The organism is Methylobacterium sp. FW306-05-D, from assembly GCF_058782155.1.
In genome coordinates this window covers 1-14030 of sequence record NZ_JBYSXL010000022.1, presented here as the reverse complement: position 1 = coordinate 14030, position 14030 = coordinate 1, and the positions used below count along the sequence as shown (strand labels likewise).

Annotated in this window: 13 protein-coding genes; 7 read left to right on the top strand and 6 right to left on the bottom strand. The window is 68.8% G+C overall.

What is annotated here, in order from left to right; all coding sequences use genetic code 11:
- Positions 1 to 386: 386 nt before the first annotated feature.
- On the top strand, positions 387 to 653 hold the full coding sequence (locus tag AC3WLN_RS10150) for a hypothetical protein (protein WP_492480898.1): 267 nt from the start codon (positions 387 to 389) through the stop codon (positions 651 to 653).
- A 44-nt stretch (positions 654 to 697) separates the two neighbouring features.
- Here the strand turns inward: AC3WLN_RS10150 and AC3WLN_RS10145 are convergent, their stop codons facing one another.
- Both AC3WLN_RS10145 and AC3WLN_RS10140 read right to left on the bottom strand, forming a co-directional pair.
- Positions 698 to 1282 (bottom strand): sigma-70 family RNA polymerase sigma factor, encoded by a 585-nt coding sequence (locus tag AC3WLN_RS10145; protein WP_492480896.1) that lies wholly within the window; start codon positions 1280 to 1282, stop codon positions 698 to 700.
- Positions 1279 to 1656, bottom strand: coding sequence for a NepR family anti-sigma factor (locus AC3WLN_RS10140; RefSeq protein ID WP_492480894.1), 378 nt, complete (start codon positions 1654 to 1656; stop codon positions 1279 to 1281). Before AC3WLN_RS10140 ends, AC3WLN_RS10145 begins: the two co-directional genes overlap by 4 nt.
- Before the next feature lie 403 nt (positions 1657 to 2059).
- On the opposite strand from AC3WLN_RS10140, the gene AC3WLN_RS10135 reads away from it, so the two are divergent.
- Entirely contained in the window at positions 2060 to 2989 is a 930-nt protein-coding gene (locus tag AC3WLN_RS10135) for a glutaminase (RefSeq protein WP_492480969.1), read from the top strand.
- Between the two features lie 117 nt (positions 2990 to 3106).
- Here the strand turns inward: AC3WLN_RS10135 and AC3WLN_RS10130 are convergent, their stop codons facing one another.
- Positions 3107 to 4147, bottom strand: coding sequence for a glutamine synthetase beta-grasp domain-containing protein (locus tag AC3WLN_RS10130; protein ID WP_492480892.1), 1041 nt, complete (start codon positions 4145 to 4147; stop codon positions 3107 to 3109).
- Between the two features lie 196 nt (positions 4148 to 4343).
- Between AC3WLN_RS10130 and AC3WLN_RS10125 the strand changes: the two genes are divergently transcribed.
- The gene (locus tag AC3WLN_RS10125; protein WP_492480890.1) at positions 4344 to 5435 is read left to right on the top strand and encodes a cytochrome-c peroxidase; all 1092 of its coding nucleotides are present in this window, start codon (positions 4344 to 4346) and stop codon (positions 5433 to 5435) included.
- Between the two features lie 45 nt (positions 5436 to 5480).
- Here the strand turns inward: AC3WLN_RS10125 and AC3WLN_RS10120 are convergent, their stop codons facing one another.
- Complete coding sequence (locus AC3WLN_RS10120) at positions 5481 to 5642, bottom strand: hypothetical protein (protein ID WP_463772597.1); 162 nt, start codon at positions 5640 to 5642, stop codon at positions 5481 to 5483.
- Between the two features lie 318 nt (positions 5643 to 5960).
- Between AC3WLN_RS10120 and AC3WLN_RS10115 the strand changes: the two genes are divergently transcribed.
- Positions 5961 to 6962, top strand: coding sequence for a hypothetical protein (locus AC3WLN_RS10115; RefSeq protein ID WP_492480888.1), 1002 nt, complete (start codon positions 5961 to 5963; stop codon positions 6960 to 6962).
- A gap of 34 nt (positions 6963 to 6996) precedes the next feature.
- Here AC3WLN_RS10115 and AC3WLN_RS10110 read toward each other — a convergent pair whose 3' ends face one another.
- Positions 6997 to 7344 (bottom strand): cupredoxin domain-containing protein, encoded by a 348-nt coding sequence (locus AC3WLN_RS10110; RefSeq protein ID WP_492480886.1) that lies wholly within the window; start codon positions 7342 to 7344, stop codon positions 6997 to 6999.
- A gap of 213 nt (positions 7345 to 7557) precedes the next feature.
- Between AC3WLN_RS10110 and AC3WLN_RS10105 the strand changes: the two genes are divergently transcribed.
- Positions 7558 to 10446, top strand: a complete 2889-nt coding sequence (locus tag AC3WLN_RS10105) for an EAL domain-containing protein (protein WP_492480884.1) — start codon at positions 7558 to 7560, stop codon at positions 10444 to 10446.
- Positions 10447 to 10582: 136 nt separating this feature from the next.
- Here AC3WLN_RS10105 and AC3WLN_RS10100 read toward each other — a convergent pair whose 3' ends face one another.
- A complete protein-coding gene (locus AC3WLN_RS10100) occupies positions 10583 to 10885 on the bottom strand; it encodes a hypothetical protein (protein ID WP_492480882.1) in 303 nt (100 codons plus the stop codon).
- A gap of 286 nt (positions 10886 to 11171) precedes the next feature.
- On the opposite strand from AC3WLN_RS10100, the gene htpG reads away from it, so the two are divergent.
- Together htpG and AC3WLN_RS10090 are read left to right on the top strand one after the other, a co-directional pair.
- Positions 11172 to 13007 (top strand): molecular chaperone HtpG, encoded by a 1836-nt coding sequence (gene htpG / locus AC3WLN_RS10095; protein WP_492480880.1) that lies wholly within the window; start codon positions 11172 to 11174, stop codon positions 13005 to 13007.
- Positions 13008 to 13150: 143 nt separating this feature from the next.
- Positions 13151 to 13444 (top strand): hypothetical protein, encoded by a 294-nt coding sequence (locus AC3WLN_RS10090; protein WP_492480878.1) that lies wholly within the window; start codon positions 13151 to 13153, stop codon positions 13442 to 13444.
- Positions 13445 to 14030 lie beyond the last annotated feature (586 nt).

The following is a 14030-nucleotide window of genomic DNA, read 5'->3' as shown; positions in this document are numbered from 1 at the left end:
CCGCACGCCGAGGCGGGCGGCCCTTCCTGCTCGGCGGCGCACCACCGGGATGCCCGGGTTCAGGGGCCGCGCCGCGGGAGCGCCCGATCGGCCGCTGCGTTGGTTCGAGCAGATCTTGAAAACCCGACACCCGTGCTTCGTGTTCCGAAGACGGAACTCCGGGAACACTTATCCAGAACTTGGAGCAGACACGACCGACACTCTTGAAATCGGCCAAACGACAACCAACGGTGGTTTTTGCTTCGGCTTTGATCCAAGTTATTCAGGACTTCGCTTCTCCCTTGCTAACCCGGTGCAGGGTCGAACGCGCGTCGGGGCAAGCCACCCCGCCCGATCGGCGGCTCCTCGATCCTGGCCGTGACCGCACACGTCAGGGAGGCGATACGATGCATGAGAATTCCGCCGGACCGGCCGCATTCTGGGCCTCGGTGGCGAACGACGTCACGTCGCGGGTCGAGCCGGTGCTCGCCCGCCACGCCAAGGCCCGGGAGGGCGTGATCGAGTATCTGCGCGACCTGGAGGCGGTGGCCCTGCGCGACGGTAGCAGCCGCGAGGCCCTGCAGGTGATCGCCTCCGGACGGCGCCTCCTGGGCGACCGCAACGAGGCTCCGCCCGCCGAGATCGCCCGCGCGGTGCGGGCCGCCCTGATCTGAGCGCGTCGGGCGCGTCTCGCCCGGCGCCCAGCCGATGAGGTGCGCTACCCGGGCGGCGGCCCCAAGGCCGCCCGGGTGAACGCATCGGCGCCGATATCGTCGGTGCCGTTCATCCCGAGGCTCTCGATCAGCCGGCCGCGTGCGCGGCTGACGCGGCTCTTCATGGTGCCCACGGCGACGCCGCAGATCTCCGCGGCCTCCTCGTAGGTGAAGTTCTGCGCGCCGACGAGGACCAGGGCCTCGCGCTGGCTGAACGGCAGTTCGTTCAGGGCCTCCTGGAACTCGCGCATCTCGACCCGGATCTCCTGCTCGGGCAGGCTCGTCAGACGCCCGGCCAGGGCGCCGTCGGCGTCCTCCACCTCGCGCTTGCGCTTGCGCTGCTCGGAGTAGAACAGGTTGCGCAGGATGGTGAACAGCCACGCCGTGAGGTTGGTGCCCCGGGTGAAGCTCTCGGCCTTGGTCCAGGCCCGGACCAGGGTGTCCTGGACGAGGTCGTCGCTGCGGTCGAGATCGTAGGTCAGCGAGAAGGCGAAGGCCCGCAGGGCCGGAATCGCCCCAAGCAGGAGCTCGCGCATCTCGTCGTCGGCACCCTGCGGCGTGCCGACAGGATTGGGCATCGCGTTGTTCATGAGGATCCTCGCGTCGTGCTGCGGGCGGCCAGATCGGCGAGGAGGGCGTCGAAGCGGTCGGGGAGCGGCTGGTTCAGCACCTCGGCGTAGAGGAGGCGCAGGTTGCGTCCGATGCGCCGGCGGGCTTCCACGGTCATCCTGGCCTCGCCGGGGTCGGACGGGGCCGAAGCGGAAGGCGCGGGCCCGGGATCGGTCGCGCGCGCGATGTCGGCTTTCGCGACTTCGGGCTCGCTGATCTCGGATTTGGCGAAGTCCGGGCACCCCCCTGCCGCCGGGACCGACGTCGCCCCGGCGAGGCGGGACGTCGTCGGCGCCGCGAGCTGGATCTCGCCAGGTCCGCCGCGGCGGTTCGGGTCGCTCGAATCAATGCTCATTGCTGCTCATCGCTCGACGGCCGGGGCCGGAGAGTCCGGAGCGCCGTCATTTCGGCGGCCGTGCTACGGCGGCGCGATTTAACGACCTCTGAAAAAAGCATTCATATGATCTTAAGCCGCCGAATGCAGGCGAAAGATCATGAGCATCGATTGGAAACAGTTAGAAACAATGCCGATACATCGGTCAAGCGTCGCCGTTGAAAATCTATAGTCTCGTAATTCTGTCGGCAAGCTGAACAGTAGCCGGGCGCGGCCCGGGCGGCCCGCGGCTGTGAAGCGCCCCGCGGAACCGGGTCTTCATCGTACAGGACGATACTCCGCTAGCCCCAGCGTGGCCCGGCGCTTGCGCGCGTCGGCCCGCCCCTCGTCCACGCCACGGAAGCGCTGCCCGATGCCGTCAGACCTGCCCGATCTCGACCTTGTCGTCCGCGAGATCGCCGACGCGATGCGGGAGAGGCCGGATCGGGGCGAGGTGGCGACCTACATTCCCGAACTCGCCGGGGTCGACGCCAAGGCCTTCGGCCTCGTGGTGATCGACGCCGGGGGACGGGTCGCGGCCGCCGGCGACTGCGACGAACCCTTCTCGATCCAGAGCATCTCGAAGGTCTTCACCCTGACCCTCGCCCTCGGAATGGCCGGCGACCGGCTCTGGCGCCGGGTCGGGCGCGAGCCTTCCGGCAGCCCGTTCAACTCCATCGTCCAGCTCGAACGCGAGCGCGGAATCCCGCGCAATCCCTTCATCAATGCCGGTGCGATCGCGGTGACGGACCTGATCCTGTCCGGGCACCAGCCCCGCGAGGCCATTGGCGAGATCCTGCGCTTCATGCAGTTCCTGGCGCAGGACCCCACCATCGCCATCGACGAGGCGGTGGCCGCCTCCGAGCTGCGCACCGGCTTCCGCAACATGGCGCTGGCCCACTACATGAAGTCCTTCGGGGTGCTCGATAATCCAGTCGACTTCACCCTCGGCGTCTACTTCCACCATTGCGCCCTCAGCATGTCGTGCCGGCAGCTCGCCCAGGCCGGACGCTTCCTCGCCCATTCGGGCCGCAACCCGCTGACGGGGCTGTCCGTGGTCTCGCCCGAGCGGGCCCGCCGGATCAACGCGGTGATGCTCACCTGCGGGCATTACGACGGCTCGGGCGAGTTCGCCTACCGGGTCGGCCTGCCGGGCAAGAGCGGCGTCGGCGGGGGCATCCTGGCGATCGCGCCGGGGAAGGCCTCGATCGCCGTCTGGTCGCCCGGGCTCGACGCCTCCGGCAATTCCCATCTCGGGCGGATCGCCCTGGAGATGCTGACGAAGCGTCTCGGCTGGTCGATCTTCGGGGCCTGAACCCGCTGGCTGCCCGGTGGATCTGTTCATTGGAGAGGCAAAAAAAGAACCCGCCGCGGGCGCCGCGGCGGGTTCTGCTTAGATCGGGAGCAAATTTCGCCCGAGACAGATTAAAACTTAGGCAGCTGCCTGCTGGCTCGTCTCGGTCGGGACCGAGGCGATGGTCTTCAGGATCTGCGAGGCGATCTGGTAGGGGTCCCCCTGGCTGTTGGGACGGCGATCTTCCAGGTAGCCCTTGTACTCGTTGTTGACGAAGCTGTGCGGCACGCGGATCGAGGCGCCGCGGTCGGCGACGCCGTAGCTGAACTGGTCGATGGCCGCGGTCTCGTGCTTGCCGGTCAGGCGCATGTGGTTGTCGGGGCCGTAGACCGCGATGTGGTCGTCGAGGTTCTCCTTGAAGGCCGCCATCAGGGCTTCGAAATACGCCTTGCCGCCGACCGTGCGCATGTGCTCGGTCGAGAAGTTGGCGTGCATGCCCGAGCCGTTCCAGTCGGTCGCGCCGAGCGGCTTGCAATGGTACTCGACGTCGATCTCGTAGGTCTCGCACAGGCGCTGGAGCAGGTAGCGGGCGACCCACATCTCGTCGGCGGCCTTCTTGGAGCCCTTGCCGAAGATCTGGAATTCCCACTGGCCCTTGGCCACCTCGGCGTTGATGCCCTCGTGATTGATGCCGGCATCGAGGCAGAGGTCGAGGTGTTCCTCGACGATCTTGCGGGCGATGCTGCCGACTTCCTTGTAGCCGACGCCGCAATAGTACGGGCCCTGCGGGGCCGGGTAGCCGGAGACGGGGAAGCCGAGGGGACGGCCGTCCTTGTAGAAGAAGTATTCTTGCTCGAATCCGAACCAGGCGCCGTCATCGTCGAGGATGGTGGCGCGCTTGTTGGAGGCGTGCGGGGTGACGCCGTCCGGCATCATCACTTCGCACATCACCAGAACGCCGTTCTTGCGCGTGGAATCCGGGAAGTGGCGCACGGGCTTCAACATGCAATCGGAGCTGCCGCCTTCGGCCTGCATCGTCGAGCTGCCGTCGAAGCCCCAGAGCGGAAGCTGCTCAAGGGTCGGGAACGCGTCGAATTCCTTGATCTGAGTCTTACCGCGAAGGTTCGGCACCGGAGTGTAGCCGTCGAGCCAGATGTACTCGAGTTTGTATTTCGTCATTCCGAGCCTCTCGTCCTGAAGCGATGCGACATCCCAGGACACCTGACGGGATTCGCAGCCATCGCTGGCTGGGGCGGCATAAGCAACGTTCGCGCCAATTCGCCGATTACCGATCATGCGACAGATCGGCCGGGGCAAGCGTCGTGAGACTTCGTTAACGGGTTCGGTATAGCGCTGGCGGGGTCAGGAGATCGCGATGCGCAGACAGGTCAGCGCCGCGTTCGCCGGCCTTGCCCTCGTCGCCCTGGCGGCGACCGGGCTCGGGTTACGCGCTTCGGGCGCTGGCGAGCCGGAACGAGCGGATACCAGCACGACGCAGGCCGAACTGTCGGCACTGCGCGAGGCCTATCGGCGCGTCGACGAGGCGCTGCATCCGCCCGAGAATCCCTACAGCCCGGCCAAGGCCGATCTCGGCCGGCGCCTGTTCTTCGACACCTTGCTCTCGGGCGGGCGCACCATGAGCTGCGCCAGCTGCCACCAGACGACCCGGTCCTGGAGCGACGGCCGCCCCCGCGGCATCGGCGAGACCGGCGCGGCGATGAAGGTACGCACGCCGACGCTGCTCGATGTGGCCCAGATCCCGATTCTCGGCTGGGACGGCAAGTTCCGCAGCCTCGAGGACGTCGCCTTCACGCCGATCACCGGCACGAACGCGATGAACCTGCCCGAGAAGACGCTGATCGCGCGTCTCAAGGCGGATGCCGGCTACGTCCGCGCCTTCGCGGCCGCGTTCCCGGACCGGGTCGGCGCGGACGGCTCCGACGGCGCGATCGGCCGCCGGACGGTCGAGCTGGCCCTGGCGACCTTCCAGCGTTCCATCGTCTCCGGCGAGACGCCCTTCGACCGCTGGGTGGCGGGCGACGCCGGCGCCATCGGTCCGAGCGCTAGGGCCGGCTTCGTGCTGTTCAACGGCAAGGCGCAGTGCGCCGGCTGCCATTCCGGCTGGACCTTCACGGACGGGTCCTTCCACGACATCGGCGTCGGCACCGGCACGGATATCGGCCGGGCCGCGTTCTTTCCGGATTCGGTTCAGCTGCGCTACGCGTTCAAGACCCCGACCCTGCGGGACGTGGCCACGCGCGGGCCCTACATGCACGACGGCTCGCTGGCCTCCCTGCGCGAGGTCATCGATCTCTACGATCGCGGCGGCATCGACCGGCCGAGCCGCTCGCCGGCGATCAAGCCGCTCGGCCTGACCGAGGCCGAGAAGCACGATCTGATCGCCTTCCTGAAGACCCTGAGCGCCGACGGGACCGCCAGCCTCGCGGTGCCGCCCCGCCTCAACTGAGCGGGCGGGCCCGTCCGCGATCCTCCGCCGGCCGTGACTTCGCCGTCAACGGAAGAGCGGCAGCGCGGCCCCGAGCAGTCCCAGCCCTCCGAGGAGGAGCCGCCCGGACCAGCGCTCCAGGCTTTCGGCCCGGCTCGGCGTCCGGATCGCCGCGTAAGACAGTCCGGTTCCCACCATCAGGCTCGACAGGCTCAGGGTCGCGATCATCGAACTCTTCGGGTGAGACGGTTCGTCCCCCTCGCTAGCGCCGGGACGGTTAGCAAACGCTCTCCGCGCGAAAGCTTTTCAGAAGCATCGTCACCGAACCGTTACACGGCCCCGTGCATTCGTGCGGACGAGCCCGCTCGGGCGTCCGATGCCGAGACGCCACAGGTTAACCATTTGGCAAGGACTATTAACAAGTTCCTTCCGCAAACCGGAGAAGGCGCGTAGTTTTCATCGCGCCGGCAAGCCCCCGCGCCGGTTTCGTGAACAGGGCCTCCCCCCATGCAACCTGGAAGACGCTGGCTGCCGCGTGTCGCAGTCATGATGACGACGGCTGTCCTCACCGTCGCGGGCTCCGGCGCCGCGATGGCTCACGTGAAATGGTTCTGCGCCTACGATCTCGTCGGCGCGCCCCGGGATCTCGGCGAAGTCCTGTGCGCCGACTTCGAGAAGCTGGTCGGCCTGTCCGTCCTCGCCCTGATCGTGGGCGGTCTCCTGGAGGGAACGGTGCTGGGGGCAGCACTGACCCGATCCCTCGACCGGACCACCGCCTGGGCGCGCGAAAACACCGAGCTTCTGTTCCGCGCGGTGCTGGGCGGCTTCTTCGTCTCGCTGTGGACGCTGGGCGGCATCATCCTGACGCCCGAGCTCAAGACCGCCAACACCGTGCTGCCCTGGTTCCAGCTCGCCATCGCGGCCGGCTTCCTGTGGCGGCGCACGATGGTGTTCTCGGCCCTCGGCATCGTCGTGCTGTTCACGACCGCCGTGGTCCAGTACGGCGCGTTCCACCTCGCGGACTATCCGGTGTTCCTCGGCGTCGCCGCCTATTGCGCGCTCACCGGCCTCAGCCTTTCCCTGCCGGGCAACATCCGGCCCCTCGACGTCGTGCGCTACACCGCCGCCATCACGCTGATGTGGGCGTCCGTCGAGAAGTGGGCCTACCCGCAATGGTCGTTCCCGCTCTTCGTCGAGCATCCGGGCATGACCTTCGGATTCACCGGCGAGTACTTCATGAAGGCCGCCGGCGCCGTGGAATTCGCCCTCGCCTTCGCCCTGGTCTGCACGCCGCTGGTGCGTCGGATCTCCGCGATCCTGCTCGCCGCGACCTTCATCTCGGCGATCTTCGAGTTCGGGAAGGTCGACGCCATCGGGCACGCGCCGATCATCGTCGCCATGGTGGCCCTGGCCGCCGACAACGCCTCCGCGCCCTACCGCCTGCGCAACCTCGCCGTGACCCCCTTTGGATACGGAGCGGCCCTGGCGGCCTTCATCGGGCTCTATTACGGCGCCCATGCCGTGCTGCAGGGCGCGCCCCTGACCTGAGGAGCCGCCGGCGCGGGCACCGGGATCGGCCGCCTCAGCGGCCGTCCACCCGCACCGTCAGCTTCATCTTCGGATGGATCCCGCACAGCACCGCGAAGGTCCCGCCCACGTCGAAGACCACCCGGGTCCGGCTACCGGGCTTCAGGTCTCCGGAATCGAAGGTGAAGTCGGGCGAATCGATGTAGACGTGGTGGAGGAGGTCGCCGTCGTCGTTGACGATCTCCACCTGGGTGCCCTGCCGGACGGTGAGGGCGTTGGGCTGGAAGGCGCGCCCCTTCTGGGACACGTGCAGGCTCGGCGTTCCGACGGCCGCCAAGGCCAGCCCACCGCAGGTCGCACCGGCAATCCCAAAGGCCACGCATACGAGTGTGAGGCGCCGCATCCGCGTTCCGTCCGTTATCCGATGATGAGGGTCGAGATGATCCCCGGTGGAAATCTGACGAGCCGCGTCACAGATCAGGCCGGCCCCGTCCGCAGATAGGGTTTCATACCCCGATGAACTGCCGGTTAAGAACCGAATCCGCGCACGGCATCTCAAGACGGCCTTAACAACTATCATTCATCCTATCCTCCATCATTGGACGGGACAGACTGGATGACATCGCCCGAAACCCCGATGCCATCGCGTTCGCGCACCGGCCGCTGGCTGGTCGACCGGCTGGGTGCGATGCTCGGCACGATCCGGGGCCGGATCGTGATCGCGTTCCTGGTGATGAGCGCGATCACGGGCGCCCTCGGGCTCTCGGCGGCGTCGAGCATCCGCCGGGCGGACGAGCTCGTCAGCCAGACCTTCGACCGCTCGCTGATGTCCATCAACTACGCCCGCGCCGCCGCCACCGACTTCGCCGGGATGCGCACCGTGGAGGCGCGACGCTGGATGATCACCGATCCGGCGGCCCGCACGCTCCTCGACGAGCGCTTCGCCAGCCTCCAGCGCCTCCTCGCCGAGGACCTCGAGATCGCCGTGGAGCGCGCGCAGTCCGAGCGGGCGACCGGCGCGGCGCAGGCCGCCGAGCGGGCGGTGTCCGAATGGACGGAGGCCCGGGCCAGGATCACGGATCTCGGCCGGAGCGAGGCCGCCTACGCCGAACTCGACCGCCACGCCGCGGTGGCGGAGGAAAACTTCGACCTGTTCATCAACTACACGGCCGGCGACGGCTTCATCTATCGCCAGCAGGCGCGGGCCATCGTCGCCCGCGAGACCCGGCTCAACCTCATCGGCACCCTGATCGCCGTGCTCCTCTCCGGCACCGTGGCCTTCTGCCTGGCGCGCCGCATCATGGGCCCCCTGGCCGATGCCTCGCAGGCCGCCACCCGCATCGCCGGAGGCGACCTCAGCGGCACCATGCCGGCCGGCGGGGCCGACGAGGTCGGAACGCTGCTGGCCGCCATGGGCACCATGCGCGACAACATCCGCCAGGCGATGGAGAAGGAGGTGGCGCAGCGGATCTCCGCCGAGGACCGCCTCGCCGATGCCCTGGAGACCTCCCGCGAAGGCATCGTCGTCGTCGACGAGGCCGGGCGGATCTCGCTCACCAACAGCCAGGCCGAGGATTACCTCGGCTTTCGCGCCGGCACCCTGCCCTCGGGCCGCACCATCGCCGCCCTCGCGCAGGCCGAATCCGGTCCGGGCAGCCTCGCCCAGGCGCTCCTGTCCACGCCCGACGAGCGCAGCGAACTGCGCCTCGCCGATGGCCGCTGGCTCCGCATCAGCCGGAGCGCCACGCGCACGGGCGGCTTCATCGCGGTCTGCAGCGACATCACCCTGCTCAAGCAGCAGGAGGCGGTCCTCCAGTCGACCAACCTGCGCCTCGACACCGCCCTCGACAACATGTCCCAGGGGCTCTGCCTGTTCGACGCCGCCGGCTGCCTGATCGTCGTCAACCGGCGCTACTGCGAGATCTTCGGCCTGAGGGCCGACGAGCTTCCCCTCGGCCTGTCCTACCGGGAGGTCGCCGGCCTGAGCGCGACGCGGGGCGACTATCCGCAGCCGGATTCCGACGCCTTCGCCCTGGCCCAGGCCGAGACCGCCAGCGGAGGCTCGGTCGATTCGGACTTCCTGCACCTCGGCGACGGGCGCGTGGTCGCGGTCTCGCACAAGGCGGTGCGCGGGGGCGGCCTGGTGGCGACCTACGAGGACGTCACCGAGCGCCGGGAGGCGGATGCGCGCATCGCCTTCATGGCCCGCCACGACGTGCTCACGGGCCTGCCGAACCGGGCGATGTTCGGCGAGCGGATCGAGGAGGCGGTCGCCCATCTCGGGCGCGGCAGCCCGTTCGCGGTGCTCTGCCTCGACCTCGACCGCTTCAAGGAGGTCAACGACACTTTGGGCCATCCCGTGGGCGACGCCCTGCTGCGCGCGGTGGCCGACCGGCTGCGGGCCTGCGTGCGCGAGGTCGACACCGTGGCCCGGCTCGGCGGCGACGAGTTCGCCATCATCCTGTCGCAGGCCGAGCGGCCGCAGGATGCCGCCGTGCTCGCCCGCCGGATCGTGGACGTGATCAGCGCGCCCTACGATCTCGACGGGCACCGGGCCGGCGTCGGCGTCAGCATCGGCATCTGCTTCGCGCCGGGCGACGGCACCACCTGCGACAAGCTCCTCAAGAACGCCGACGTCGCCCTCTACCGGGCCAAGGCGGACGGGCGCGGCACCTGGCGCTTCTTCGAGGCGGAGATGGACGTCAGCCTCCAGGCACGCCGGGCCCTTGAGCTCGACCTGCGCGAGGCCCTGGCGCGCGAGGAATTCGAGCTGCACTACCAGCCGATCTACGATTTCCGCGCCCGGCGCATCGGCGGCTTCGAGGCGCTGGTCCGCTGGCGCCATCCGGTGCGCGGCCTCGTTCCCCCGGGAGAGTTCATCTCGGTCTCCGAGGAGATCGGCCTCATCGTGCCGCTCGGTGCCTGGTGCCTCACCAAGGCCTGCACCGAGGCGATGCGCTGGCCCGACGGCATCAAGGTGGCGGTCAACGTCTCGGCGGTGCAGTTCCGCGACGAGGTCATCGTCGAGGCCGTGCGCCAGGCCCTGACGCAGAGTCGGCTGCCGCCCGGACGGCTCGAACTGGAGATCACCGAATCGGTGCTCCTCAAGGACAATCTTGCGACCCTGGCGACGCTCTACGCCCTGCGCCGCCTCGGAGTGCGGATCGCCATGGACGATTTCGGCACCGGCTACTCGTCGCTCAGCTACCTGCGCTCGTTCCCCTTCGACAAGATCAAGATCGACCAGTCCTTCGTGCGCGACATCACCAACAAGACCGATTCCGGCCTCATCGTCCGGGCGGTGATCGGGCTCGGCCTCAGCCTCGGCATGCGCACCACCGCCGAGGGCATCGAGACGGAGGCGCAGTTCGACCGGCTGCGCAGCGAGGGCTGCGACGAGGGGCAGGGCTACTTCTTCGCGCGGCCGAGCCCCGCCTCCGACGTACCGAAGACGATCGAGCGCTGGTCGCGCGGGCACACCGACGCCGCCCGAGCCGTAGCCTGAGGGGCGGTTCCGGCCGACGCGGACGCGAGGCCGGCGGGACATCCTGCCGGCACGTCTCGCGAGCAAGTCTCGCGAGCAGGTCCGCCGGCCGAACCCGATCGCGGGTCCGGCGCCGGTGCGGCGCGCGGCTTTCGGATCAGTCGACCACCTTGAGGTCGTCCAGGGCGACGTCGCCGTTCTGGCTCGAGAAGGTCGGCGAGCGACCGTTCGACTGCGAGACGCCGCTGATCTGATGGTCGCCGCTGTCGTAGGTCGTCAGCTTGCCGTCCCGCTCGATCAGCAGGCGGTGCTTGTCGGGGAAGAACGCGTAGCGCATGTCGTTCTGGCCGCCGCTGGTGGAGGGCTGCCCCAGTTCCTGTGGCCACCAGGGCTCGGAGCCCTTCATCGGCTCCATGGGTTTCATCGGTTCCATGGGCTTCATCGGCTTCATCGGTTCCATCGGAATCGTCCCGCTTTCGTGTGAAGGCACGGCTACGCCCGAGACCCGCGAAGGTTGCGTGCCGGCGCGGTGAAATCCGAGGCAATGGGGCGCGAATGTGCGTCCCCCTGATCCGTGCCCATGATCTGTGCCCGTGAACCGTTCCCATGAACCGAGCGTCGACCCGGGTACCCTCCGCCGCGAAGGCGTCCGGACCCGGCTCGACCTTGGCCGCCATTGAATTCGCCGGGACGCGACGGCATATCGCGCACGCTTCATTCATTCTTCGACATCAGGAGACGTTCCCTTGAGCGACACCGTGGAACGGCACGAATTCGGTGCCGAGGTCGGGCGGCTATTGGACCTAGTGGTCCACGCCCTCTATTCCGACCGGGAGATCTTCCTGCGCGAGCTGGTGGCCAACGCCGCAGACGCCATGGACCGGCGCCGCTTCGAGGCGCTGACCGATCAGGCCTCCGCGCTGCCCGCCGACGCCAGGGTCCGCATCGTTCCGGACAAGGCCGCCCGCACCCTGACGCTCTCGGATGCCGGCATCGGCATGACCAAGGCGGAACTGGCCCAGAACCTCGGCACCATCGCCCGCTCGGGCACCCGCGCCTTCAGCCAGACCCTCAGCGACGCCAAGCCCGAGGACAAGCCGAGCCTGATCGGCCAGTTCGGCGTGGGCTTCTACTCGGCCTTCATGGTCGCCGACCGGGTCACCGTGACCTCGCGCCGGGCCGGCTCCGAGGAGGCCTGGACCTGGGCCTCCGAGGGCCAGGGCAGCTACACGCTCGAGCCCGCCACCCGCGCCGAGCCCGGCACCGACATCGTCCTGCACCTCAAGGAGGATGCCGACGAGTACCTGGAGAGCTACCGGCTCGACCACGTCGTGCGCAAATGGGCCGACCACATCACCGTGCCGATCGCGATCCGCGGCGAGGACGGCAAGGAGGAGAACGCCAACCAGGGCACGGCCCTGTGGCGCAAGGCGAAGTCCGAGGTCACACCGGAGCAGTACACCGAGTTCTACCGCCATGTCGGCATGAACTTCGACGAGCCCTGGGCGACCCTGCACTGGCGCGCGGAGGGCGCGCTGGAATTCTCGGCCCTGCTGTTCGTGCCCGGCATGAAGCCGTTCCAGGCGGTGGAGGGCGAGCGCGCCAGCAAGGTGCGCCTGCACGTGCGGCGCATGTTCATCACCGACGAGGCCGAGCTCCTCCCCTCCTGGCTGCGCTTCGTCCAGGGCGTGGTCGACACCGAGGACCTGCCCCTCAACGTTTCCCGCGAGATGCTGCAGGCGACGCCGGTGCTGACCAAGATCCGCCGCGCGGTCACGGGCCGCGTGCTTTCCGAACTCACCACCCGGGCCAAGGATGCCGAGGGCTACCGCCCGTTCTGGGAGAATTTCGGTCCCGTCCTCAAGGAAGGCATCTACGAGGACCATGAGCGCCGTGCCGAGATCGCCCCGCTGCTGCGCTTCCACTCCTCGGCCGTCGAGGGCTGGACCTCTCTGCCCGACTACGTCTCGCGGATGAAGGACGGCCAGGAAGCGATCTACTACCTCGTCGCCGACGATGCGGACGCCCTGAAGCGCTCACCTCAGCTCGAGGGCTTCCGTGCCCGGGGCATCGAGGTGCTGCTGCTCTCCGACCACGTCGACGCCTTCTGGCCCGAAGCCCTGGCCCGCTTCGACGACAAGCCGCTGCGCTCGGTGACGCAGGGGGCCGTCGACCTCTCGAAGTTCGCGGGCGAGACGCCCGAGGGCGAAGAGGCACCGGCCTCCGTCGAGGCCCTGGTCGCGGCCCTCAAGGAAGCGCTCGGCCCCGACGTCTCCGACGTGCGGGCCACCGACCGCCTCGTCGAGAGCGCCGTGGTGCTCTCCGCCTCGGGCCACGGCCCGGACCTGCAGATGCAGCGCCTCCTGCGCCGGGCCGGCCGGGGCGGTGGCGGCATGCCGGTGCTGGAGATCAACCCGCGCCATCCGCTGATCCGCGCCCTCAGCGCCAAGGTCGAGGCGCAGGAAGCGATCACCGAGGCGGCCGGGACGCTTCTCGACCTCGCCCGGGTGCAGGATGGCGACACGCCGCGGGATCCCGTCGCCTTCGCCCAGAAGATGGCGGCCGCTCTGGCGACGGCCTGAGGCCAGTCGAAAACCCAAAATTGCATTCCGGCGGCCTGTATCCGCCGGAATATCTGACCGCGTCGCAGAAGACCAATTTTGGAACGTGTGGGCGCACACCGGGTTTGATCTCCAGAACAATGATCCCTGGAGGAAATTCGACCATGCGAAATCTTACCCTCGCGACCGCCGCCCTGATGCTGACCGCCACCACCGCATTCGCAGCCCCCTGCGCGACCGGCACCACCAGCTCCATGAAGGACAAGTCCGCCGCGATGGACAAGTCCTCCAACGTGGATGGCGGTTCGGCTGCCAAGGTGACGCCCGGCGCCAAGGCCGAGTCGCCCGGCACCGTCGGGGCGATGAACAATGTCGGCGCCAACACGCAGCCCGCGCCGGGTGAGAAGAAGCCCGCCGAGGGGCAGGTCGTGAAGGGTGACAAAGCCGACAATTGCTGAGCGCGGACGCGGGCACGCCCGGCAGGCCGAGCCTCGCACCGAAGGAACGAAACGCCCTGCGCGCCCCCGGCACGCGGGGCGTTTCCGCATCCGGCCCGTCTACCGGGAGCGATGCGTCTCAGGAGTGCCGGCGTTTCCGAGGTTCGGCTGCCGGCCCCGTGACGCGTCGAGATTTCAGCCCGGTTCCCGGTGGCGGGCTGGCGCGAACCCGCTTAGAAGGCCCTCTCGAAACGACCGATCCTGCAGCGCGTCCCGCGACGCCTCGTGACCGGCACGAGGGGCGCGACGCCCCGGCACGAGGCGCCAGGGTGAACCTCCTCCAGCGACTGTTCGAGCGAAGCGAGACGGCCAGCACCCCGTTCCGGGCTCTCGGCCTCGTCACCGCCCGCATCGCGCAGAGCGACCCGGGACCGTCCGGCGGAGCCGGCAGAAGGGCCCTCCGCTCGACGGCGATGTCGTGGCGGACCGCCATGTCGCCCTGAATGGCCTCCCGGGCTAACAGCACGATTCCGGGACGGCTTGGAACGACATCGACACCCCGACCTGATCCCGGAGGTCCCGGCCGCCGATCCGGCCCCCGCTCGAT